The 22096-nt window shown below is 63.6% G+C and carries 17 protein-coding genes and 1 pseudogene; 6 read left to right on the top strand and 12 right to left on the bottom strand.

The genetic code is table 11. The features are described 5' to 3' along the window. Positions 1-11: 11 nt before the first annotated feature. The 4 genes and pseudogenes from BPHY_RS30430 to BPHY_RS30445 form a co-directional block, all read right to left on the bottom strand. Positions 12-761: an SDR family oxidoreductase gene (locus tag BPHY_RS30430; protein ID WP_012405314.1), complete on the bottom strand. Its 750-nt coding sequence runs from the start codon at positions 759-761 to the stop codon at positions 12-14. Continuing rightward, entirely contained in the window at positions 758-1600 is an 843-nt protein-coding gene (locus BPHY_RS30435; protein ID WP_012405315.1) for a shikimate dehydrogenase family protein, read from the bottom strand. Before BPHY_RS30435 ends, BPHY_RS30430 begins: the two co-directional genes overlap by 4 nt. Beyond that, positions 1597-1998 (bottom strand): annotated as a pseudogene (locus BPHY_RS40085) (ATP-binding cassette domain-containing protein); the annotation flags it as partial. The pseudogene BPHY_RS40085 and the gene BPHY_RS30435, both read right to left, overlap by 4 nt. Continuing rightward, entirely contained in the window at positions 1893-2504 is a 612-nt protein-coding gene (locus tag BPHY_RS30445; protein WP_244257713.1) for an ABC transporter substrate-binding protein, read from the bottom strand. The pseudogene BPHY_RS40085 and the gene BPHY_RS30445, both read right to left, overlap by 106 nt. Before the next feature lie 165 nt (positions 2505-2669). On the opposite strand from BPHY_RS30445, the gene BPHY_RS30450 reads away from it, so the two are divergent. Next, positions 2670-3707 (top strand): Gfo/Idh/MocA family oxidoreductase, encoded by a 1038-nt coding sequence (locus BPHY_RS30450; RefSeq protein ID WP_012405316.1) that lies wholly within the window; start codon positions 2670-2672, stop codon positions 3705-3707. A gap of 13 nt (positions 3708-3720) precedes the next feature. On the opposite strand, the gene BPHY_RS30455 is transcribed toward BPHY_RS30450, so the two are convergent. Beyond that, positions 3721-4629 (bottom strand): NAD-dependent epimerase/dehydratase family protein, encoded by a 909-nt coding sequence (locus tag BPHY_RS30455; protein WP_012405317.1) that lies wholly within the window; start codon positions 4627-4629, stop codon positions 3721-3723. Positions 4630-4734: 105 nt separating this feature from the next. On the opposite strand from BPHY_RS30455, the gene BPHY_RS30460 reads away from it, so the two are divergent. From BPHY_RS30460 to BPHY_RS30480, 5 genes are all read left to right on the top strand, one after another. Continuing rightward, on the top strand, positions 4735-6480 hold the full coding sequence (locus BPHY_RS30460; RefSeq protein WP_012405318.1) for an FAD-dependent oxidoreductase: 1746 nt from the start codon (positions 4735-4737) through the stop codon (positions 6478-6480). Beyond that, a complete protein-coding gene (locus tag BPHY_RS30465; RefSeq protein WP_012405319.1) occupies positions 6477-7088 on the top strand; it encodes an NIPSNAP family protein in 612 nt (203 codons plus the stop codon). The genes BPHY_RS30460 and BPHY_RS30465 overlap by 4 nt, the downstream gene beginning before the upstream one ends. A gap of 44 nt (positions 7089-7132) precedes the next feature. Beyond that, a complete protein-coding gene (locus BPHY_RS30470) occupies positions 7133-7969 on the top strand; it encodes a sugar phosphate isomerase/epimerase family protein (protein ID WP_012405320.1) in 837 nt (278 codons plus the stop codon). A 117-nt stretch (positions 7970-8086) separates the two neighbouring features. Then, positions 8087-9484, top strand: coding sequence for an MFS transporter (locus BPHY_RS30475; protein ID WP_012405321.1), 1398 nt, complete (start codon positions 8087-8089; stop codon positions 9482-9484). 98 nt (positions 9485-9582) lie between these two features. Continuing rightward, entirely contained in the window at positions 9583-10425 is an 843-nt protein-coding gene (locus BPHY_RS30480; RefSeq protein WP_012405322.1) for an IclR family transcriptional regulator, read from the top strand. Between the two features lie 870 nt (positions 10426-11295). On the opposite strand, the gene BPHY_RS30485 is transcribed toward BPHY_RS30480, so the two are convergent. From BPHY_RS30485 to tssC, 7 genes are all read right to left on the bottom strand, one after another. Continuing rightward, positions 11296-12528, bottom strand: a complete 1233-nt coding sequence (locus BPHY_RS30485) for a DotU/TssL family secretion system protein (protein WP_012405323.1) — start codon at positions 12526-12528, stop codon at positions 11296-11298. 26 nt (positions 12529-12554) lie between these two features. Next, positions 12555-16601, bottom strand: coding sequence for a type VI secretion system membrane subunit TssM (tssM, locus tag BPHY_RS30490; RefSeq protein WP_012405324.1), 4047 nt, complete (start codon positions 16599-16601; stop codon positions 12555-12557). 30 nt (positions 16602-16631) lie between these two features. Further along, the gene (tssL, locus tag BPHY_RS30495; RefSeq protein WP_012405325.1) at positions 16632-17975 is read right to left on the bottom strand and encodes a type VI secretion system protein TssL, long form; all 1344 of its coding nucleotides are present in this window, start codon (positions 17973-17975) and stop codon (positions 16632-16634) included. Positions 17976-18042: 67 nt separating this feature from the next. Beyond that, complete coding sequence (gene tssK / locus BPHY_RS30500; protein WP_012405326.1) at positions 18043-19389, bottom strand: type VI secretion system baseplate subunit TssK; 1347 nt, start codon at positions 19387-19389, stop codon at positions 18043-18045. Between the two features lie 23 nt (positions 19390-19412). After that, a complete protein-coding gene (gene tssJ / locus BPHY_RS30505; RefSeq protein ID WP_012405327.1) occupies positions 19413-19919 on the bottom strand; it encodes a type VI secretion system lipoprotein TssJ in 507 nt (168 codons plus the stop codon). Positions 19920-20036: 117 nt separating this feature from the next. Next, the gene (locus BPHY_RS30510; RefSeq protein ID WP_012405328.1) at positions 20037-20522 is read right to left on the bottom strand and encodes an Hcp family type VI secretion system effector; all 486 of its coding nucleotides are present in this window, start codon (positions 20520-20522) and stop codon (positions 20037-20039) included. A 78-nt stretch (positions 20523-20600) separates the two neighbouring features. After that, a complete protein-coding gene (gene tssC, locus BPHY_RS30515) occupies positions 20601-22094 on the bottom strand; it encodes a type VI secretion system contractile sheath large subunit (protein ID WP_012405329.1) in 1494 nt (497 codons plus the stop codon). Positions 22095-22096: the final 2 nt, after the last annotated feature.

Raw genomic sequence — 22096 nt, forward strand, 5'->3', positions numbered from 1 at the left:
CCGAACCGACGTCAATAGGTCGCGCGCCCGCCTGACAGATCGAACGTCGCGCCCGTCGAAAACGAGCATGTATCCGATGCCAGCCATGCGGCGAGGTTCGCGACCTCGTCGGCAGTGCCAGCGCGCTGCATCGGAATTTTCGCGAGACTCGCAGCGAGCGCGTCGTCGGTCATCTGTTGCAGCAGGGGCGTTTCGATCACGGCGGGCGCGATGCAATTCACGCGCACAGGTGTGAGCGCGAGTTCCTTGCCCATCGATTTCGTGAACGCGATCACACCGGCTTTGGCCGCCGAATACGCGGACATCGACGGATTGCCTTCCTTGCCCGCAATCGACGCGAGATTGACGATGCGGCCGAAGCCCGCATCGAGCATCGGCTTGACGGCGGCACGCGAGCACAGGAAGACGCTGCGCAGATTGACGTCGATGCAGCGCTGCCATGCACCGAGCGCGCTGTCGGCGCCGGTTGCGATCGGGCCTGTCGTGCCTGCGCTGTTGATCAGCACGTGCAGCGCGCCGAAGCGGTCGAGCGTCGTGTTCAACGCGGCCGCGACGGAAGCTTCGTCCGTCACGTCCGCATGCACGCCGATGACCACGTCGTTCCTGCCATTGGAAAGCGCGTCAGCGGCTTCACGCGCTGCGCGCGCATCGAGATCCCACAACGCGGCGCGCAGACCGTCGCGTTGCAGCCGCGCCGCAATCGCGCGGCCGATGCCACCGGCGCCGCCTGTCACGACGGCGACCCGCTGCGCAACGCTCATGCTTTCGCGTCGAGCAGAAAATCGACCATGCGGTCGCACACCCGGCCGAACATCTGTGTGCCCGTGACGGTCTTGCAGCCCCGCGCGCGCGCCGCTTCGATGAACGGCGTGAGCGGCGGCTTGGTGACGACGTCGCCGACGAAAGTGGACGAGGGCAGGCGCGATACGTCGATGGGCAATGGATCGTCGGCGCGCATGCCCATCGGCGATGCGTTGACGACCACGTCGTACGATGCAGCGTCGACATCGGCAGTGGCCACCTGCACGGCACCGCGTTGCATCGCGGCGAGACGCTTGACTAGCGATCCCGTGCGCTCTGCATCGTTATCGCGCACGTCGAGCGACGCAACGCCCGCCTTGACGAGCGCCTGACCAATCGCCGAGCCCGCGCCGCCCGCGCCGATCAGCAGCGCGCGTTTGCCTTGCAGATCGCAGCCTGCATCTTCGAGTGCTGCGACGAAGCCCGTGCCGTCGAACATGCCCCCATGCCAGCCGCCATCGGCGGCGCGCCGCAGCGTATTCACCGCGCCGAGAAATGCGGCCTCTTCCGACAGGCTCGAACAGAAGCCGGCCGCGCTGAACTTGTGCGGCACGGTGATGATCACGCCATCGACATTGCGCATCGGCGCGACGCCGGCGAAGAACGCCGGGAGATCGTCCGGTGCGACATGTGCGGGAACCACGAGCGCGTCACGCCCTGCTTCACGCAGTGCAGCCGTCACGCCTTTGGGCGAACGCACCTGCGCAATCGGGTCGCCAACAATGAAGTACACGCGCGTCGCGCCGCTGAGTCCCTCGTCGAGCGATACGGCGACATGGGTTGCAGTTGCTTGGGTCATGCTGTTTTTACCTCCAGAGTAGAACGGGCACCGTCATGCACGATGCCGAGAAGTTTGGCCTGCGTCGCGCTGTCCCGAGCGAGCGCGTCGGCCGTGTTTTCGTACGCGATGCGGCCGTTGACGAGCACATACACGCGGTCCGCGATGGGCAACACCATATCTGCCTGATGTTCGACAATCACCACACTTGCGCGCTCGCGCAGCTTGACGACGGCATCGAGCACTTCCTGCACGACGGCAGGCGCGAGGCCTTCGAACGGTTCGTCGAGCAAGATCGCTTTCGCGGGCGCCATTAACGCGCGGGCGATCGCCACCATTTGACGCTCGCCGCCCGAAAGATGCTCGGCGCGCACGTCCTTGCGATTCGCGAGCCGCGGAAAGAGCGCGTACATCTCGTCGTGGGGCTCAGCACGCGGAACGTGTACGGGTTGCAGCTGCTGCCCGTCAGTTCGCGCGCTGCTGCGTTCGGTGCGATATACGGTGTCTTCGTGCGGTTCGCAACGGATGACATCGCGAGCGACGTGCCGCTATTCGTGCCGCCGATCACAGCGATCACCTTGTCCTGCTCGATCAGCTTCTGCATGTTCTGCTGCGCCGATTGCGGATTCGGCTCGTCGTACCAGACGAGATCCACGCGGCGGCCGCGTGCCTGGTTGTTCGCATCGTCGAGCGCCATCTTCACACCGTTCGCGATCACTTCGCCCTGTTCGGTCCACACACCTTGCTTGGCCATCAAAAGGCCCAGCTTCAGCGGCTGCTCGCCTTGCGCGCGCACGACCGCGGGCGCGGCCAGCACGGCCGCGCCGCTCGCGAGCGTCTTGCCCGCCGTGGCGAGCCACGTGCGCCGCGTCATGCCCGTGCCTTGCGCTTCCTGATTGTTCGATTGTTTGTGTTCGTCCTTCATGTCTCTCCGCTCCTGTCCGTATCGGGTCGCACACCTGTCGACGATAAAACTTTGGTGAACTGTAGTTTGAAGTGGAATAGTATTCAACAATCAAAGCGTATTTCATAAAATCCGGGTAATCACCTGGGACCCTTTAAATGTGGTCAACCTGAGGAGATGAAGGACATGGCAAGGAGACGTTTGGCGGTGATAGGCGCGGGTGCGATCGGACGGATGCATGTCGAACGGGCGCGCCTGCACCCGCAGGCCGAGGTGGTCGCGATTGCGGACCCGTCGCCCGCTGCGTGCGAATTCGCGCAACAGGAAGGGTTGCGCTGGTTCGCCGACTATGCGTCGATGCTCGACGAAGCGCGCCCCGAAGGCGCGATCGTCGCGACGCCGAACGCGACGCATGTGGACGTGGGGCTCGCGTGCATCGCGCGCGGCATTCCCGCGCTGATCGAAAAGCCCATTGCCGACGATGTGAACGCCGCACAACAGTTGAGCCGCGCAGCCGACGAAGCGAAGGTGCCGCTGCTGGTGGGGCACCATCGTCGGCATAATCCGATCCTGCGGCGCGCCAGGGAAATCATCGCGTCCGGGCGGCTCGGCAAGCCTGTCACTGCGAATGCGCTCGCGACTTTCTACAAACCGGACGCCTACTTCCATGTGGAGTGGCGGCGCCGCGCGGGCGGCGGGCCCGTGCTCATCAACCTGATTCATGACATCGACATCATGCGGTTTCTGCTTGGCGAGATCGTGGAGGTACAGGCGTTGACGTCGAATGCGGTGCGCGGTTTCGAAGTCGAGGACACGGCTGCCGTGTTGCTGCGCTTCGAGAGCGGTGCGCTTGGCACACTCGCCGTGTCGGACTGCGCGTCTGCGCCCTGGAACTGGGACCTGGCCGCGGGCGAAGCGGCGCACTATCCGCGCCAGCAAGTGAACACGCATTTTCTGATCGGCACCGATGCGTCGCTCACGCTGCCGCAACTCGATGTGTGGGAGTACCGGTCGCGCAAAGGCTGGCACGAGCCGTTGACCGTCGAGCGCAGTACGCCGCACAGCGCCGATCCGTATCACGAGCAGTTGCGCCACTTCGCTGGCGTCATCGCAGGTGAAGAAGCGCCGCTGTGTTCGGCTGACGACGCCGCGCGCACGCTCGCCGCGACGCTTGCTGTGCATCGGGCTGTGGCATCGCGCGCGCCGGTCGCACTGGCGCGCTGAGGTCGCGATCTCGTCAGGGGTGCGTCGTGAGTGCGTGACGGTAGAACGCCACCGTCTGCCGCAAGCCTGCTTCGAGCGAGGTCTGCGGCAGGTTCGGCAACAGGCGCTCCAGGGCGGGATCGCGCGGAAATGCAGTCGCGATGGGTAGCGCCGCGCCCGCTGCATCGATGCGCGCGTCCGGCACGATCGTGCCGATCCTGTCGATCACCGTCTGCACGGAAGCGATTTCGCCTGCGAGCGTGAACGCGTGCGCACCTTCTACGTCGCGCAGCAAGGCCGCCTCGTACGCGGCCGCGACATCGTCGGCGAACACGAAGCCCGTCGAACCTGTGAACGGCATCGTGTACTGCTCGCCGAGTGCCGCTGCGCGGCACGCGAGGCTCGGACCGGCGCTCGAGCCCGTCTCGCGCCCCGCGCCATACACGACCAGCGGGCGAAAGCCGACGCTCGCGATGCCGTGGTCATTCCAGTACGCGCGCGCGGAGCCTTCGCAGGCGAGCTTGAACGCGCCGTAGTGCGTTTGCGGATGCGGCATCGCGCCATCGTCGGGACCGAACACGCCGGCGCTGCTGGCATAGAGCACGCGCGGCAGACGCGCCGTGCGCGCTGCGTCGAAAACGTTCAACGTGCCGATCAGGTTGATCTGCGCGCCGCGCACGGGGTTGGCCGCGCAGTCGGGGGTCAGGATGCCCGCCAGATGAATCACGGCATTGCAGCCGTCCAGTGCGCGTGCGACATCGGCGGCTTGCGCGATATCGCCCGTGCGCCATTGGACCGTGTCCGCCTGTTCCGGCGCTAGCGCGTGCAGCAATTGCGGTTTCGCCTGCAGATCGAACGCGACGCATTCGATGCCATGTGCAAGCAGCCGCCGCATGATCCACGCCCCCAGAAAACCGCTGCCGCCTGTAACCAGTACTCGCATGTCGCTCCTCCTCGTCGTCACAAAAATCTTTGCAAGATCGCAATTTGTGGAATAGTATTCCATAAAGAAAGTTAGTTCCATAGTCTTGGGCGGGCAGAAGCGAAGATGAAACGTGAACCGATACTCGAATGCGATGTGCTGGTGCTGGGTTCCGGCGCGGGCGGACTGTCGGCGGCCGTGACGGCGGCGGCGCAGGGCTTGCGCGTGATAGTCGCGGAAAAGGAAGACGTGTTTGGCGGCACGACTGCATGGTCGGGTGGCTGGATGTGGATTCCGCGCAATCCGCTGGCAACCCGCGCGGGCATCCGCGAGGACATCGACGCGCCGCGCACGTATCTGAAGAGCGAACTCGGCGGGCAGTTCGATGCGGACAAGGCAACCGCCTTGCTGGAGCGCGGGCCCGAAATGATCGAATTCTTCGAGCGGCACACGGCGATGCGTTTCATCGACGGCAATCGCGTTCCGGATTTCCATACCACGCCGGGCGCCGCGACGGGCGGCCGTTCGGTATGCGCGATGCCGTTCGACGGCAAGGAACTCGGTCCGTTGCTCCATAAGCTGCGCGAACCGCTGTCGGTGATGACAATCAAGGGCATGGCGCTAGCCTCGGGTCAGGACCTCGCACACTTCTATCGCGCGACGCGCTCCGTGAAATCCGCGCTGTACGTCACGCGGCGTCTGACCGCGTTTGCGTGGCAGAAGCTGCGCCACGGGCGCTCGATGCATCTCGTCAATGGCAATGCGCTGGTCGCTCGCCTGTTGAAATCGGCGGCGGACCGCAACGTCGATTTGCGTACGCGTGCGAAGGCAATCGGTTTGCTGCGCGATGACGCGCGCGTAACGGGTGCGCGTGTCGAGATCGACGGCGTGGTGCACGAGGTGCGTGCGTCGCGTGGCGTGGTGCTGGCATGCGGCGGTTTTCCGCACGATGTCGCGCGGCGCGCCAGCACGTTTGCCTACACGCCTTCGGGAAAGGAACATTGGTCGCCTGCGCCACGCTCGAATACGGGCGACGGCATTCGCCTCGGAGAATCGATCGGCGGGCATTTCAATGACTCACTCGATGCCCCCGCCGCGTGGGCGCCCGTGTCGCTCGTGCCGCAACGTGGCGGCGACGTGGCGTTTGCGCATCTGATCGAGCGCGCGAAGCCGGGTGTGATCGCCGTGACGCGCGCCGGACAGCGCTTCGTCAACGAGGCATCGTCGTATCACGACTTCATTTCCGCATTGCTCGGCACGACGCCGCGGGGCGAAGAGGTGTGCGCGTGGCTGATCTGCGATCACCGTTTTCAGCGCCGCTACGGGCTCGGCTTTTCAAAGCCTGTTCCGTTTCCCGTTTCGAGCTATGTGAATTCGGGTTATCTGAAACGCGGCGCGACGCTCGCTGAACTTGCCAAGGTGTGCGGCATCGATGCACAGGGACTCGAGAATACGATCAGCGCGTACAACACCTATGCGAAAGACGGTTTCGATCCGCAGTTCCACAAAGGCTCGACGCCATACAACCGCGTGCAGGGCGACGCAACGCACGGGCCGAATCCCTGTCTCGCGCCGATCGAAAGCGGGCCATTCTACGCGGTCAAGCTGTTGCCGGGCAGCCTCGGCACCTTCGCAGGGCTCGCCACCGATGCCAACGCCCGCGTGCTCGACCGCAACGACCACGCGATCGCCGGCCTCTACGCAGTCGGCAACGACAGCGCGAGCATGATGGGCGGCTGCTATCCGAGCGGCGGCATCACGCTCGGTCCGGCGATGACCTTCGGCTATCTCGCGGGACTTTCTCTCGCCGGTGCGGCGCATCTTCCGACGCGCACCGGTTCTTCCAGTTCACATCAAGGATCCATGCAATGACCCTGTATGACACAGTCACACTCACGGTGAAAATCGGCACGAATGCGCAGGTTTTCGAGAGCCTCAAGGCGAGCGGCAATCCGCCGGGCTCGACGCTGCTCGGCTGCTGGTATTCGGATATTGGCGCGCTCGGCAAGGTGATGGTGCTGCGCGGCTTCGAGTCGGAGGCGGCGCTCGTGAACGAGCGTAAGCGTCTGCTGCTCGAAGGCAATCCGTTCGGTTGCGGCGAGTTCGTCGTGGACGTGAAGGTGGAGAGCTACGCGCTCTTCCCGTTCCTGCCGCCCATCGAACCGGCTGTGCACGGCGGCATCTACGAGATGCGTGTCTATGGCACGAAGCTCGCGAGCCTGCAGCATACGATCGACGCCTGGGAACAGGCAGTCCCCCAGCGCACGCAGCGTTCCCCGCTGATCGGCGCGATGTATTCGCTCGATGGCACCGTGCCGCGTTTTCTGAACATCTGGCCGTATGCCAGCGTCGATGAGCGCTCGCGTATTCGCGCAGAAGCTGTGAAAGACGGCATCTGGCCGCCGAAGGGCGGACCCGCGCACCTGACGACGATGGAATCGACGATATACGTGCCCGCGCCGTTTTCGCCGTTGCGCTGAACGGCGCGCGCGAGACGGGTTACGAACTGGATAAAGGAGACATGATGACTCAGGCTCATGCGCGCGCGCTGTCGCTGTCGGCGCTGACCGTGCTGGAACTGACGCCGCCGCAGATGGTGCAATGCGCGGCCGATGCAGGCTATGACTTCGTCGGCTTGCGCCTGCTGCCCGCGACCGATCACGAAGTGCGGCATGAAATCGTCGGCGATACGGCGCTCAAGCGCGAGACGCTCGCGGTGTTGAAGGGCACGGGCATGCGCGTGCTCGATGTCGAGATCATGCGGCTCAAGCCGGATACCGACGTGACGTCGTACAAGCCGATGCTCGAAACAGCCGCAGAACTCGGCGCGCGCTTTGCGCTCGTGGCGGGCAATGATCCGGAAGAAGCGCGCACGGCGGATCGTCTTGCGCAGTTGTGCGATATCGCCGCGCCGCTCGGCATCACGCCTTCGCTCGAACCGATGCCGTGGACAGAGGTGAAGAACATCGCGCAGGGCGCGCGTATTGTCGCAGCGAGTGGCAAGCGCAACACGGGTCTCATCATCGATCCGATTCACTTCGATCGTGCAGCTGATTCGCTCGATGCATTGCGCGCGTTGCCGCGCGACTACTTCGGCTATGTGCAGTTCTGCGACGCACCGGCAGAACGCCCGACGGATCTCGATACGCTGCTGTTTCAGGCGCGTTGCGAACGGATGATTCCGGGCGAGGGCGGTCTCGATCTCGCCGGCATTCTGCGGGCGTTGCCGGAGCACTTGCCCGTGAGCGTCGAAGTGCCGACGCAGCGTTGGGCGGAGGTCACGCGAGCTGTCGATCGCGCGCGACGTTTGCTGAACGCGACGCGCGCCGTGGTTGAACAGGCCTACACGGCAGCGACCTGATCTGCAGCACGCCAATGTGATGTCCGACCTTAAGTGTCGCCGTGCAAGAGCGGCGGCGCGCGGCCGGCATCTTTCTGAACGAACACATAACAAGAACAAATCATCCGGAGACACCCGATGACCTTCTCGCAGGCGGCCAAACGGTCCGCTCAACGAACGGCTGCGCGCGCCGCACGAGCGCTCGACGTTCAACAATTCCTCGACGATCAGCCGATCGGACGCTTCCAGCTTCTCGTGCTGCTGATGTGCATGCTGATCGTGATGCTCGACGGACTCGATACGGTGATGATCGGCTTCATCGCGCCGTCGCTTTCCACTGCATGGGCGATACCGCGCGATGCGCTCGGTCCCGTGATGAGCGGTGGCCTGCTCGGTCTTGCGTTCGGTGCGCTCGGCGCGGGGCCGATGTCGGATCGCTTCGGCCGCAAGGCCGTGATGACGACGGCCGTGCTTTTCTTTGGCGTGTGGAGTCTCGCATCGGCATTTGCGACGGATGTCGCCTCGTTGACGGTGCTGCGCTTTCTGACGGGCATCGGCCTCGGCGCGTCGATGCCGAATGCCGCGACGCTGATGGCCGAATATGCACCGCCGCATCGGCGCTCGTTGATGGTGACAATCGTTTTCTGTGGCTTCACGTTCGGCGCGGCGGGCGGCGGCTTTGTCAGCGCGTGGCTGATTAGCGCGTACGGATGGCATTCGGTGCTGCTGCTCGGCGGCGTGCTGCCCATTCTGTATGTGCCCGTGCTGATCAAATGGCTGCCGGAGTCGGCGCGCTATCTGGCGTTGAAGCAGAGCCGCCGCATGCGTCTCGTCGATGTGCTCAATCGGCTGAAGCCCGCCAGCGCCGACGCCACCACGCGCTTCATCTCGCACGAACCGGAACGCGCGGAACGCAGCCCCGTGCGCGCGATTCTTTCGCGCGACCATGCGTTCGGCACTGTGATGCTGTGGATCTGCTACTTCGCCGGTTTGCTCACTGTGTATCTGCTCGGCAACTGGCTGCCGACGCTGATTCGAGGAATCGGCTTCACGCTCGCCGAAGCGGCGGTGGTCGGCGCTCTGTTCCAGGCGGGCGGCACGATCGGCTCGGTGCTGATCGGCTGGCAGATGGACCGCTTCAATCCGCATCGCGCGCTGGGGTTGACCGTGTTCGCCGGTGGCGTGCTGGCCTGGTACATGGGGTCGTCGGCGCACACGTTCAGCACGATCTGCGTGCTCGCGTTCGGCATGGGTTATTGCATGAACGGTTCGAATACGGGCTTTTGCGCGCTCGCGGCGGGTTCCTACCCGACGTCCATGCGCGCGACGGGCACGAGCTGGATGCTGGGCGTCGGCCGATTTGGCGGGATTGCGGGCGCGATGCTCGGCGCGTCGATGCTGCACGCGAACTGGGGTTTCGGCGAAGTGTTCATGGCGTTGGCGGTGCCTGCCGCGGTCGGCGCATTGGGCGTATTGCTGAAGGGCGCGCGGCACAAAGGCCCAATTGCGCAGGTCAGTGTGAGCGCGGGGCACTGACGAGGAGCCCTCCCTCGGTCGGGACATGCGAAACTGCTTGAATTCCACTATGGAATCGTGTTCTCATTTGCCCAGTGCAATTTGGATGAGAGTGCAAAATGGCAGGCAATCTGGAGCGGGCGCTGGCGGTGCTCGAGCTGTTGGCGAAGAACGGCGGCCGCATGACGCTTGCGACCATCGCCGACACGCTGAACATTCCGCGCAGCGGCACGCACCGTCTGCTGTCGATGCTGATCGACGAAGGTTTCGTGCGCCAGGACCAGGATCACGGCGAATACACGCTTGCGCTGAAGCTCGTGTCGCTGGGATTGATCTACCTGTCCACGAGCGGCGTGGCCGATATCTCGCAGCCGGTGCTCGACCGGCTTGCGGAAAGCTCGGGCGAGCTGGCGCGCCTTGGTGTGGTCGAGGACGATCACATCACGTTTGTCGGCAAGGCGCAGGGCGCGAAGTCGGGCTTGCGATACGACCCGGACATGGGCAGTCAGCCGCCGCTGCATTGCACCGCGAGCGGGCAGGCGTGGTTGTCGACGCTGTCCGACGAACGTGCCGTCGAACTGGTGTCGAAGCAGGGCGGCCTTGGGCAAAAATCGGTCAACACGCCGCGTGCGCCGAAGACCATCCAGCAGTTCCTGAAAGACCTGAATGGCGCGCGGCAACGCGGCTACGGGGTGGCGATCGAAACGTACGAGGCGGGGATGACGTCGATTGCCGCGCCTGTGCGCAATCCGGTGACCGATGAGGTCGTGGGTATAGTGAGTCTCGCGGGGCCGACAAGCCGGCTGCCGGAGTCGCGTCTGAAAGAACTCGCGCCGTCGCTGTTGAGCGCTGCGGCCGATATGGGCGCAGCGACGCTCAGTTCACCCCTTTTCAAGCCAGCGGGAACGGGTGGCGGGGCGCCGGAGGCGAAGAAGCCGAGGCGGCCGAAGGCTAACGCTTAAGTCGTGCGCAGATCGTCACAGCTTGATAGCGAATACGTCGTTCCAGTATCCGCCAGGAACCCAACTGGCTCATTCAGAGGCACGTCGACCCGATGAAGGGTTCGGTCCGGCAGCGGTCGACGAAATTCTCGATTTGAAACCAAGTCATCGTGCCGCTGGGCTGTCGCGCTGCTGAAGGCGAGTGGCTCGTGAACCTGAAGAAAGCCCGGCGATAACGTTCGAATTTCGTCACCGACGTAACATACACGTCCTCGTCGGCGAAACCCGGGTGCCAGAATTCGAGCCTGGCGGTGCGGCATAGCCTAAGCGGCCAAATGTGGCCATGACCGCTCGGCGCGACGCGTCCGCTGCCGGCGTAGGACTTTGGCGGAGACGCTCACGTCGCAGCCGGTTGCGAGCGATCAAGCCCGTTGCTTTCCTGCAAGACATGGGAGCAGCGCTTTGGAACGTCAAGGAGATGGGGCGCCAGGCTTTTTCCGTTCGGCAATACAGCGTTTGGCCAGTTTGCTTCAGAACCAGGTTGGGCGTCCGCACGCCTTTCGAGAGGAAAGTGTTCATTTGCTCTCTACTATGTTCGTCAAGGCAATGCGCAACTAACCGTCAGACGCATGTCCACCTCAAACCGGCTCCGCCAAAACCCCAGCTAGCAGACCAGGGCGTCGCTCGGGCCCCCGCGAATTGCTCCCGCCGTGGCCGAAGCCGCTTCATCTGCGCTAAGGTGCGTGCACCGGCTCGTTCCGCCCGTAGCATACGCATTTGTTGTCGCAACTGTCAGTGCGATTAGCATCAGGCGAGGGGAAATACGACTTTCTTTCTTGCTGTCAGACGTTGTTCGTTCTGGTTGATGTGTGCAGTTCGTGTGCCATGTGGCTACTCGAATACGGTGATCTCGACACGGCGATTTCTCAGTCTGCCCTGAGGTGTCGCGTTGTCGGCAGCCGGCTCTGCGTTACCCTTTCCGGTCGAGTCGATGCGATCGGTAGCCACGCCGGCGGAGACCAGAATCTGTGCAACCTCCTGTGCGCGCGCATCGGACAGTGCCAGGTTGGAGCTGCGTTGCATATGGGAGAAAGGCTGGCTGTCGGTATGGCCCGTGACGAGGACCCTTCCGGGAGTTTTCGCGACTTCCTGCCCGATGGTGGTGATCAAGGGCTTGACCCACGGATTGACACTCGACTGTCCGGCCTCGAAGATGCCCTCGAGCCGGAGGGAGAGCGTGGTGTGCTGGGCATTTTCTGCCAGGGTGACGGTGCCCGCATTCACTTCGTCCGCGAGGTGGCCGGCGAGCCTGCCTGCCAGTGCATCGATTGGCGACACAGGGGGCTCGGCCTGCCTGACCTTCGTGTAACGCCAGTACCCTGCTACGGCGGCGCCAGCGAGAAGAACGAGGCATAACGCACCGATAGCCATCCAGCGCCGCGATTTCCGCGGAGCCTGCGATAGCGGCTGCGCCTCGACCCGCAGGTGATAGACCGGGGGCGCGCCCCCCGTTGTCAGCATGTGTTCACCGGACACTGGAGGAGAGTGTCCGGAGGTGACGACGGCCTGATCGACCTGTTTGCGCACTACCGCTATCTGGTGGTCGCTGTCGTTGGCGAACCGGTAGCGGCCCCTGAATCCCCGGTCGAGGATGTGCTGGATGACTTCAATGAGGCAGCGATTTTCACGCTGATTGTGCATGGCATCCGTGGCGATGGCGTAGACGCGGTCGCCACCTTGCCGGTCATAGCCCGATGTGGTGGCGAGTCCCGTTGCACGCCAGTCCATGCCAAGCCTTGAGCCATTGCCCCAGTCGGTCAGCCCGGCCGCTTCGTCCAATGCGGAGCACAGGCAGTATTGTGCCTTTTCGATGTGTTCCGCAGGCAGCCTGAGTTCGCCGCAGACTTTCCCGAACATCCGGAGGTGCTGTACCAGTGACAGCCGATGCTGGGCAACGCCGGCTGCATCGAGTTCGGCGGGCGTATTCGCGAGTGCATCCAGCAGTGGGCGAGCAGCTTCGAGCAGGGGATTGGCTGCGCCTTCGGCCGCGCGAACGCGTTCGCGATACGGCGCAGCAGGTTCGGCTTCGTATCGCGGTTGTGGTGAAGCTGCTGTCGCACTCATGGGATCGCGTCCGGGTATTGGCTCGATCAATACGGGCTGGGTGGCGTCATGGGAAGCCCCGCAGCAGGCAGGCCCGGCGGCGGTCCGCTGTCGACAAGACCGAATACCGGCATCGAGCTTGGGCAGCGGAAAGTTCGCAGGACGTCGCTCGTCAGCGGGTTGGCAACGCTACCGGTACTGTCCATATCGAGCACGGCGCGGCGCCCATCGAAATCGAAGGCGACGAGTGTCTTTCCGGGTGTGGCCGTCTCCACGACGTGCCCCTTGGCCAGCAGGCGCATCAACGCCCATGGGCCATCGGCAGACATGGTTGACGTCTCGGGCCGGATGCGCGGGTTCGCCGTGATCTCGGCGTGTACGCCGCCGCGAGGGCCGGGCCAGCTAACCGTGAAAGGCGTGACCGGTCCGTGCTGGTAAAGCATCGTCTGTCCGTCGATATCGATCATGAGGCCGGTAATGGCGGGATCGAGCTCCGGCACCTGGAGATTAGCTTTCCACGTCATCTGGTTCTGGCCCGGGCCGCTGAAGAAGACATCGCGGATCGCTTTCACATGCTGGAACGGCTCAAGGTCCGGCCCCTGGACCGGCTCGGTCGCACCGGGCAACGTGCGGTAGCGCCACGGTTTCGCGGAGGTGTCGACGAAGGGGGCCAGCGTTTTGTTGAAGAAGTCGTCAATGACGCCGCCCTGCGCGAACACGCGCGTAAAGTCGTCAATGCTCACGTCGCGCGTGCTACCTGGTGTGAACGGGTAGTTGCCCTCGATCGTAAGGCGGCACGTATCGCCGATCACCGCACCCATCTGACGTGAAAGCAGCTGACCGATGCCCTGATTGACCTCCTGCGACCCCTGCTGGGCGAGTTGCAGCAGCACGGCACGGAAGGGAGGCGGCATGGTGTTCGCCGTCATTTTCAGCTTCGCGGCCGTGTCACTCGCCGGCGGCATGCTGTTGTTGCTGATGGCGTTATCCGCCACCGTGAGCGCAGTGTAGTAGTCGTTCAGCAGGTTGGTCACACCGTCCAGCCCGGTTTTCCCGGGCTGTGCGGCCGCGTCGCCCGTGGCCTGACCCTCTGCGTTGCCGGTCACGACCTCACGCAGCGCAGCGAAACGGCTGTCGACCAGTTCGCGCTCGACCTGTTCCGACGCACGGATGCCCAGCGCGGAGTCAGCCTTCTGGCTGATCTGGTCGGTCGCCTTCTGGAGCAGTGATCCACCGGTTGCGGCGACTGGCTGCGTGAGCGTCGTTTCGTGCACGGCCGCGCGCGCTAGCCGCGCGAGAGGGGAATCAGGTGCAGCAAAACTGCGCAGCACCTGCAGGTTGAACGCAAGACTCGTCCCTCTCACCGTGCGGATGTCGCCAAGAAATGCGTCCCATTGCTGGGCATACTCCGTGAGGTACTCCCGCCGGATCGCTTCGGTCAGTGGATCGTCGGCACCAGTGGCCATCCTTACAAGCTCCGCAGTTTTTTTTTGAGCCTGGTCGGAGAGCCCCCCGAGATAAGAGCGCCCCATCACCCACGCATCGTCATCGCGCGCGACCTGGACGAACTCGGGCAGGTGTTTGTCGAAAAGATTGCGGTAGCCGTCGAACGTGAAAAGGCCCGGCACGCCGCGCGAGAGGGGCGCACCGCTTGCACGCGTGAAGACAGTCCCCGCCTGGGGGCCCACCGCGCGGATCAGCGTGAACTCGTCAGGCGCCTCCTTCATCATGGCGGCCTTGGCCCGCTCGTAGAGCCGGTCGGTCGCATTGCTGCCGTCGAGGAAGGCCCGGGCCTGCTGGATCAGAGCGTCGTTGCGGATGAGCGGCGACTGGACTACCCGGGTGCCGGAGAACAATTGCTGGACGTGATCGATCATCGAGGCGCGACCGCCGAATACGGATGCGCTGTCGGTCTTCGCCCAGTCGTCGAGTACCCACGCCTTGACGTCATCGGCGTTGAATTTCGCCTTGTCATAAAGCATGAGATAGACGCGCAGTGCCTCGTAAGTCGCCTTCGGATCCTTGTTCGTGATCGACTGCGAGATCACGTCTTCCATCCGGTGCACGATCTGCGGTACCAGCAGGTTGTCCTCAAGCGCGTCATAGATGTGGCGGCTTTCCGTGACGATATCGGGGGCCGTGTAGAGACCGTAGCGGAAGGTGCTGTCGGGGTCCGACAGGTCGAGCCCCTGATACGTCGGCAGATAGCGCGCGGCGCTCAGCGTATCGGGCACGGCTTCCGCCTTCGGGTCGTGGTACAGCTGCGCCACACGCGCCGCGAGCGCCTGCGTCTTGCGCGCAATGGCACCAAGGTAATCGCTGTTGTTGCCGAAGCTCACGCACAGTCCAATGGCGAGCCAGACGAAGAGCAGCAGGGCGAGCGCGTGGCCAACCAGGCGTAGCAGACGGAAGCGGAACTCCCAGCGCAGGTTCGGGCGCACGAGATGCGCCTCGGGAATGACAACCTTCGTGAAGAGGTCGTGCAGGAAGAAGCCTTCGCTGGTTGCCTCGCGCAGCGATGTTGCCGGCGCCTTCATGCCCGCGATCACCCGTTGCACGATGGTGCGCCGCTCGGCCACCCTCTCGTTGCCAGCCTGTTCTGCGCTCGTGAAGTACACGCCGCGCAGCGTCGAGTACAGCTGCGTGTCATCGTAGCGTGAATCGAGAAACACCCGCTCGATCAGTTCGATGAGCGGCGCGCTCAGGGCGGCAAACTCCTGTGACAGCGCGGCGAGCTTGCGACGGTGGAGCGGATCGTATTCGTCCTGCAGGCGGGTATCGATGCCACGTTCGAGGCGTTGTGCGAGCTGGCCCAGCTCCGAGCGGCACCGTGCGGTGACGCCTTCTTTCGCGATGGTTTCCTTGCCGTAGGGAAGCGTAAAACCCCATGGCTGGGCACGGCCCTCTGCCGTTAGCGACGAAAAGTATTCGGCGAAGCCGGTGAGCTGGTCCATGCCGGTCACGACCAGATAGACCGGAAAGCGGATACCGAGCTCGCCACGCAGTTCGGCCAGGCGCGCACGCAACGCGGCCGCTTCGGCCATGCGGCTGCTGTCGTCCTGGCTCGTCAGTTCGCCGAGGTTGACCGCGAGCAGCGCACCGTTGATGGGTGCGCGCGGCCGGTGCGTCCGAAGCATGCCGAGGAAGCCGAGCCATTCCTCCGAGTCCATTCGCTGGCGAGCCTGCGCGGGATCGGCCCACGTGGTTGACGCGGTCGATGCTTTCGGCGCGTCGAGGGCTTTCCCATGCCCAGATTTTTCGTTCTCCGTCCTTGTGTCGGTAGCCTTGCGCTCCGTGGGATTGTTGCTTTCCGGAGGCGGCGGCAAAGCGTGTCCGGATGTGCCGTGACGGGTGTAGTAGCCAGCCGTGTCGATCAGCACCGCATCGTTGGTGAGCCACCAGTCGACGTTGGCAGTTGGCTTCTGCGCGGCGCCTGCGGCACGCTGCATCTGTTCGGCAACAGGGAACGCGAGACCCGCGTTCAGCAGGGCGCTTGTCTTGCCCGAAGACTTCGAGCCGAGCGCGATATACCACGGCAATTCATACAGGTAGCGTTTGCCCTGGAAAAGACGTCCTATGCCACGCGCGCCGGTTCGCATCGCCTTCAGGCGGGCGAGGGCGCTTGACACAATGACGCCGACCTCTTTCAGCTGTACTGCGGCAGGCGACGGTTCCTTCTTGCCACCGAACGTCAGCATCCGGTCGACCAGCGAGCGGTTGCTCTTCATCTCCTGCCAGAGGCGGAAGAGCCAGTACACGGCGAAAATGAACAGCGCGACCGCGATGGCGATGATGCGTGCCGACTCCGGCGCGAAGGGCTGGGCCTTGCCAAACGTGAGCAGCGGCGTCGCGTACCAGATCAGCAGGCACAGCAACGCCACGATGACGGGGCTGGTCGACCAGCGGACCAGCCAGAGCAGAACGCCCGCGAGCAGCAGGGCGATGACGAGCACACGCATGCCTGCGCCTGCGAGCGGCTTCAGGCCGCCGAATGCGACAAAGGGTCCGACATACCAGATCACCAGCGCGACAACAATCAGCGCGAGAAAGGCGAGGAACTGGCGCGAGACCAGAAACGACAGGAATTTTTTCATGCCTGGATGCAGACTGCTTTCATGGTTCCGTTATGGTCTCGTATATTCCGCGACCGTGATTTCGACACGTCGATTCTGTGCGCGGCCCTGGGGCGTGCTGTTATCAGCGACCGGATCGGCGTCGCCCTTGCCAACGGCCTCCAGGCGGCTTGCCGGCACGCCGGCAGCCTGCAGAATCTGCATGACCTGCGTAGCGCGCTCTTCGGACAGTGCGTCATTCGATGCGAACTGGCGGCTTCTGATCGGCACATTGTCCGTATAGCCCAGCACCGAAACCTTGCCGGGTACCCTGGCAATCTCGGCAGCAATCTTCGCGATGAGCGGGCCCATCGTTGCCTTCACGGAAGCACCACCTGGCGGGAACATCGAATCGCCGCGGAACGTCACCGAACTGTGATGCGCGTCTTCGTCGACACTGACCGTGCCCGCGGCAATTTCGTCCTTGAGCAACGCCTTCAGGTGCAGGACTGGAGGCGCCGGCGGTGGCGTCATGTGTCCAATGTCGGCAATCTGCTTCTGGACCTCAGCGCTGCGACCGAGCAGCTCGTACTTGAACCACCCAAAGCAGCCGAGCAGGATGACCGAAAGCAGCGTGACCGTGATCCATACCGGAAAGTCGTAGAACGACGCACGCCGGCCCTTGACGTCGGACTGCCAGTGCGGCGACAGGGCGACGGGCACGATGCCGCGTCTCGCCATGATTTCGTTGTAGATGCGCTGACGCACCGCTTCGTGCTTGCGGTGGCCACCCGCTTCAAAGCGGTAGCGGCCTTCGAAGCCCAGACTCAGGATGCGATAGATCACTTCGAGCAGGTCAAGATGCTCCTGCGGATCGGACATCAGCCGGCCGATGAGGAGGTACACCTTGTCGCCGCCTTGCCGATCTTCATGGAAGATCGTGGCCATCCCACGGGTTACCCATTCGACGCCCGCGTCGTGGTTGTTGATATCCGAGGCTGCCGCACCCGCATCCTTTCCGCGCGGACTCTGTCCTGGCTGTACGGGCACCTTGCTGTTCTTGCCCCACGCGGTCTGCATGGCCGCCTCGTCGATGGCCGTACATAGGCAGTAGCGGGTGCCGAGCATGTGGTCCCGCCGGATGCTGGTCTGCTCGCACAGCTTCTGGAAGGCACGTACCTCCTGCTCCAGCAGGTCGCGCAGTTGCTCGACCCGCTCATGATCGAGATACTCCGGCATGTCGGCCAGAGCCCGCAGCAGGGGACGCGCGGCTTCAAGCAACGGATTGTCCGCGGCCTTGATGGCCGCAAGACGTGTTGTGAGAGACTCGCCGTGCGGCAATTCGCGGCGGGGCGTTGCCTGGATTTCGTTGACGTCCGGGGCTTGCTTCACGGGATCTATCGTTGCCTGTGGCATTCCTGCATTTCCTTGTCTGCTTTTCAGGTCGGGCCGGGCACGCTGTTGCCCTTTGTCATGCCCTTCGTTACCCGCGAATGCCCCACAATTCGAGCTTCAGCGACGGGAAGTCCCCCGCGATGTGCAGTGCCAGACCGCCACGGCGTTCGACGTCTTCCCAGAGCTGACCGGCGCGTGAGAGTTCGTAGTAGATGTAGCCCGCATTGAACGGGATCTGCCGCGGTGGCACCGGCAATGCCTGCAGCGTGATACCTGGCAGGTGACCCCGCACGAGATCAGGCAGGCGTTCGGAAGGACCGACCTTGGCCTGTGCAGCGAACTGCTGCTGCAGCGTATCGGGCGGCATCGCGGCGCTGACCCCGAGCACGACCGAGGTGAACCCATGCATTTCCGCCGGATCCACCACGGCATTGCGCATGCCGTAGCCGGTATCCGTCAGTTCGATGCTCTGCGCACTGCGCACAAGCACGGCGTTGAGCAACTGGTGGGTGTCGTCGACGACGGGCTTCAGGCATACATGGGGCGCCGTGTGCTGGTACGCCGGATGCGAATCAAGCGGCCGCCGCGTCGTGGTGCGGACATAGGTTGACAGCTCGCCCGCCATGCTGATGAGCAGGGCGTACAGGTCCGCAGGCGAGGTGGTCGGCACCCGCCGCAGATGCTGTAATAGCGGTTCGTAGCGGTTGAGTGTCTGCAGCAGCAGGTAGTCCGACACCTCGGCCGCGGTGCCGGCCTTGCCGTCTGCACCGGTCAGACGCTGCGCGAGCGCCGTGGCGCGCAGGCGGGTGAGGTCATGGATTTTCGCAAGCCAGCTCTCGAGCAGGCTGCTTGCGCCGTAGGCTGAGACAGGCGGCACGAGGGTGTCGTCGAGCACAATGCTGCCGTCGGCGCGAATGGTCTTGACGCGCGTGAGCGCAAGGCCAATCCACGCATCGGTCATCTCCTTCTCGGGCACGAGACGCAGCCGCAGGTTCGACAGCTGGATTTTCTGTGAACCTTGACCGACCGAGTTGGTGTCGCGCAGGTCCGTGTTGAACACAGCGTAGCGTGCGAGAGAGTCCGACGCGTTGTCGAAAGTCGTTTCCTCGCCGTTGGGGACACGGATCGGCACAGCGAGATAGATGAGCTGCTCCAGATGCTCGGGCCGGATCGTGAGCGGCGCGGGCGGGGGCGTGCTGCCTGGTGCATCGAAAGGGGTGCCATCCGGAAAAACGCCGGCCACGGACTTCACGATCACCTTGCCGAGCGCGAGCGCCTCGGTGTCGAGGGTGTAGTGCGTAAAGCCAAAGAAGAAGGGCGAAAGGGGGGCCGCGCGCTTGTGCGCGAAATGCTCGAGATAACGCTCCTGCTGCTGGAATAGTTGCGGGCGCATGAAGAGCCCCTCATTCCAGACGACCTTGTTGTGCCAGCTCATGATGTCAGTGTTCGCCTTGCGTTTTACTTCTTCGTGTTATCAGTAATCCTGATCGCACCCGCGTCAAGATTGATGGTCAGATTCAGCTTCGGCGACGAGAAGCGGTACCACGCCTTCTCCGGTGTCGCGGGTAACGGATACACGGTGCGCCAGACGGCATGCGGCAGATCGCGGTATTCGGCGAGCACACCCAGCGTGGTCGTGCCCGGATCGGCGATGCGCCGGATCGTCTGATGCTCGCCGGGCCGCAACTGGAACTCGTCGCGTTTGACGAGATCATCCGCGAGCACCGTCTTGTCCCTGTCCTGCACGGAGAAATAGTCCGCTGCCTTGAACGCGTTATCGGTCTTCAGTTCATAGACACGCACCACGATGGGCGCGGCCCGTCCCTGACCATCAGGATTGACCGTTGTGGCGGCACTGACCGTCAGGTCCAGCCGCAGTGGATCATGCAGTTTGGGATCGCTGCTCGCGCAGGCGGCGAGCAGCAGCACAAGTGTGCAGGCGGTCGCGAGAGGAATCAGGCGCATGTGTTGGGGCACATCGGTATAAGACTCGAAACGCCCGGTAAGTGAGCCGTAGCATTCGTGCGGCTCACTTACCGGGCAGACTACATCAGGACTGCCTGCGCGACAGCCAGGCGAGGCTTACGCCTCCTTGTTGCCCTTGATGTCGTAGCTGGCCGTCACGGCGCCGCCGCTGCCGCCCTGGGCGTTCTGGACGACGTATTCCTGCTTGACCTTCGCGAACGACAGCGACACTTCCTCGAGGCTCTTTTCTTCGCCGTTCTTGCTGCCCGACGGCTTCACGCGCGTGACCAGCACGTCGCTCATCGTGATCTTGAGGTATTCGAGCGGGTTGCCGCCGGCCTTGCGCATGACGAGCACAGCCTGGTCGATGTGCTTGCCCGTGAGCGCGTACTTCATGAGGTTCGGGCTCGCACGGTCGATGCCGTGCTGGAACCACAGGTCGCCAACCGTCGCCTTGCCGGCGCCGCCGCCGCTGCCCGAATGCATCGACGATTCCTGGCTGATTTCCCAGTTCCAGTTCAGTACTTCGATCTCGTTCTTGTGCTTGTCGTCCTGCGACTCACCGTCGATGCCATCAATCTTCAGGAAAATATCCTGTGCCATCTGTTCACTCCGTTTTGTTGCTGATGAAAGAGGCCGGGCTCATGTCATGAGGCCCGACCGGACGAGGATCCGCCGGAATCAGGCGGCTTCCTTGATCGACGGCAGCTTCGCGACCAAGCGCAGTGACACGGTCAGGCCTTCGAGCTGGAAGTGCGGACGCAGGAAGAACTTCGCCTGGTAGTAGCCAGGGTTGCCTTCCACTTCCTCGACGAGCACCTCGGCTGCGGCGAGCGGACGACGGGCCTTGGTTTCCTGCGACGAGTTGGCCGGGTCGGCGTCAACGTAGTTCATGATCCATTCGTTGAGCCAGCGCTGCATGTCCTCACGCTCCTTGAACGCACCGATCTTGTCTCGCACGATGCACTTCAAGTAATGCGCGAAACGCGAGCAGGCGAACAGGTACGGCAGGCGCGCGGACAGGTTCGCGTTAGCGGTTGCGTCAGCATCGTGGTACTCGGCCGGCTTCTGCATCGACTGCGCACCGATGAAGGTCGCGTGGTCGGTGTTCTTGCGGTGAATGAGCGGGATGAAACCGTTCTTCGACAGCTCCGCCTCGCGGCGATCCGAGATGGCGATTTCGGTCGGGCACTTCATGTCGACGCCGCCATCGTCCGTCGGGAACGTGTGGCAGGGCAGGTTTTCGACCGTGCCACCCGATTCCACGCCGCGGATCAGCGAGCACCAGCCGTACAGCTTGAACGAGCGGTTGATGTTCACGCCCATCGCGTAGGCCGCGTTGGACCATGCGTAGTGACGGTGATCCGAGCCCGCGGTGTCTTCCTCGAAGTCGAATTCGTCGACCGGGTTCGTTTTTGCCCCATACGGCAGGCGCGCCAGGAAGCGCGGCATCGCAAGACCGATATAGCGCGCGTCCTCGGTGTTGCGTAGCGAGTTCCACGGGGCATATTCGAGGTTCTGCGTGAAGATCTTCGTGAGGTCGCGCGGATTGGCGAGCTCCTGCCACGATTCCATCTGCAGCACGGCGGGCGACGCGCCCGAGATGAACGGGGTGTGGGCTGCGGCCGAGATCTTGGCGATCGAGCCGAGCAGGTCGACGTCCGGCGGTGTGTGGTCGAAGTAGTAGTCCGCGACGAGACAGCCGTACGGCTCGCCACCGAGCTGGCCGTACTCTTCTTCGTAGATCTGCTTGAAGAGCGGGCTCTGGTCCCATGCGAGGCCCTTGTAGCGCTTCATCGTGCGGCGCAGCTCGTCCTTCGAGATGTCCATGAAGCGGATCTTCAGGCGCTCATCCGTTTCCGTATTGGAGACGAGGTGATGCAGACCACGCCAGGCCGATTCCAGCTTCTGGTAATCGTCGTGGTGCAGGATCAGGTTGATCTGCTCGGAGAGCTTGTGATCGATCTGTGCAATGATGGCCGCGATGCTCTTGTACGCATCGTCGCTGATGGTGGCTGATTGACGGAGCGCCTGTTCGGCGAGCGTCTGGACGGCGAGTTCGACGGCTTCGCGTGCCTGTTGGGTCTTCGGCCGGAATTCCTGGTTGAGCAACTGGGTGAAGTCCGAACCGGTTGCGACGCCGGCCACCGCTGTCTGTGCATGCTGTTTTGCCATGG

Origin of the sequence: Paraburkholderia phymatum STM815, assembly GCF_000020045.1 — a bacterium.
Classification (GTDB): Bacteria; Pseudomonadota; Gammaproteobacteria; order Burkholderiales; family Burkholderiaceae; genus Paraburkholderia; species Paraburkholderia phymatum.

Coding starts and splice junctions, on each gene's coding strand:
- BPHY_RS30460 (WP_012405318.1), top strand. CDS start 4,735: ATGAAACGTGAACCGATACTCGAATGCGATGTGCTGGTGCTGGGTTCC.
- tssJ (WP_012405327.1), bottom strand. CDS start 19,919: ATGCGCCTGATTCCTCTCGCGACCGCCTGCACACTTGTGCTGCTGCTC.
- tssM (WP_012405324.1), bottom strand. CDS start 16,601: ATGAAAAAATTCCTGTCGTTTCTGGTCTCGCGCCAGTTCCTCGCCTTT.
- tssK (WP_012405326.1), bottom strand. CDS start 19,389: ATGAGCTGGCACAACAAGGTCGTCTGGAATGAGGGGCTCTTCATGCGC.
- BPHY_RS30450 (WP_012405316.1), top strand. CDS start 2,670: ATGGCAAGGAGACGTTTGGCGGTGATAGGCGCGGGTGCGATCGGACGG.
- BPHY_RS30470 (WP_012405320.1), top strand. CDS start 7,133: ATGACTCAGGCTCATGCGCGCGCGCTGTCGCTGTCGGCGCTGACCGTG.
- BPHY_RS30430 (WP_012405314.1), bottom strand. CDS start 761: ATGAGCGTTGCGCAGCGGGTCGCCGTCGTGACAGGCGGCGCCGGTGGC.
- BPHY_RS30445 (WP_244257713.1), bottom strand. CDS start 2,504: ATGAAGGACGAACACAAACAATCGAACAATCAGGAAGCGCAAGGCACG.
- BPHY_RS30485 (WP_012405323.1), bottom strand. CDS start 12,528: ATGAGTGCGACAGCAGCTTCACCACAACCGCGATACGAAGCCGAACCT.
- tssL (WP_012405325.1), bottom strand. CDS start 17,975: ATGCCACAGGCAACGATAGATCCCGTGAAGCAAGCCCCGGACGTCAAC.
- BPHY_RS30475 (WP_012405321.1), top strand. CDS start 8,087: ATGACCTTCTCGCAGGCGGCCAAACGGTCCGCTCAACGAACGGCTGCG.
- BPHY_RS30455 (WP_012405317.1), bottom strand. CDS start 4,629: ATGCGAGTACTGGTTACAGGCGGCAGCGGTTTTCTGGGGGCGTGGATC.
- BPHY_RS30435 (WP_012405315.1), bottom strand. CDS start 1,600: ATGACCCAAGCAACTGCAACCCATGTCGCCGTATCGCTCGACGAGGGA.
- BPHY_RS30480 (WP_012405322.1), top strand. CDS start 9,583: ATGGCAGGCAATCTGGAGCGGGCGCTGGCGGTGCTCGAGCTGTTGGCG.
- tssC (WP_012405329.1), bottom strand. CDS start 22,094: ATGGCAAAACAGCATGCACAGACAGCGGTGGCCGGCGTCGCAACCGGT.
- BPHY_RS30465 (WP_012405319.1), top strand. CDS start 6,477: ATGACCCTGTATGACACAGTCACACTCACGGTGAAAATCGGCACGAAT.
- BPHY_RS30510 (WP_012405328.1), bottom strand. CDS start 20,522: ATGGCACAGGATATTTTCCTGAAGATTGATGGCATCGACGGTGAGTCG.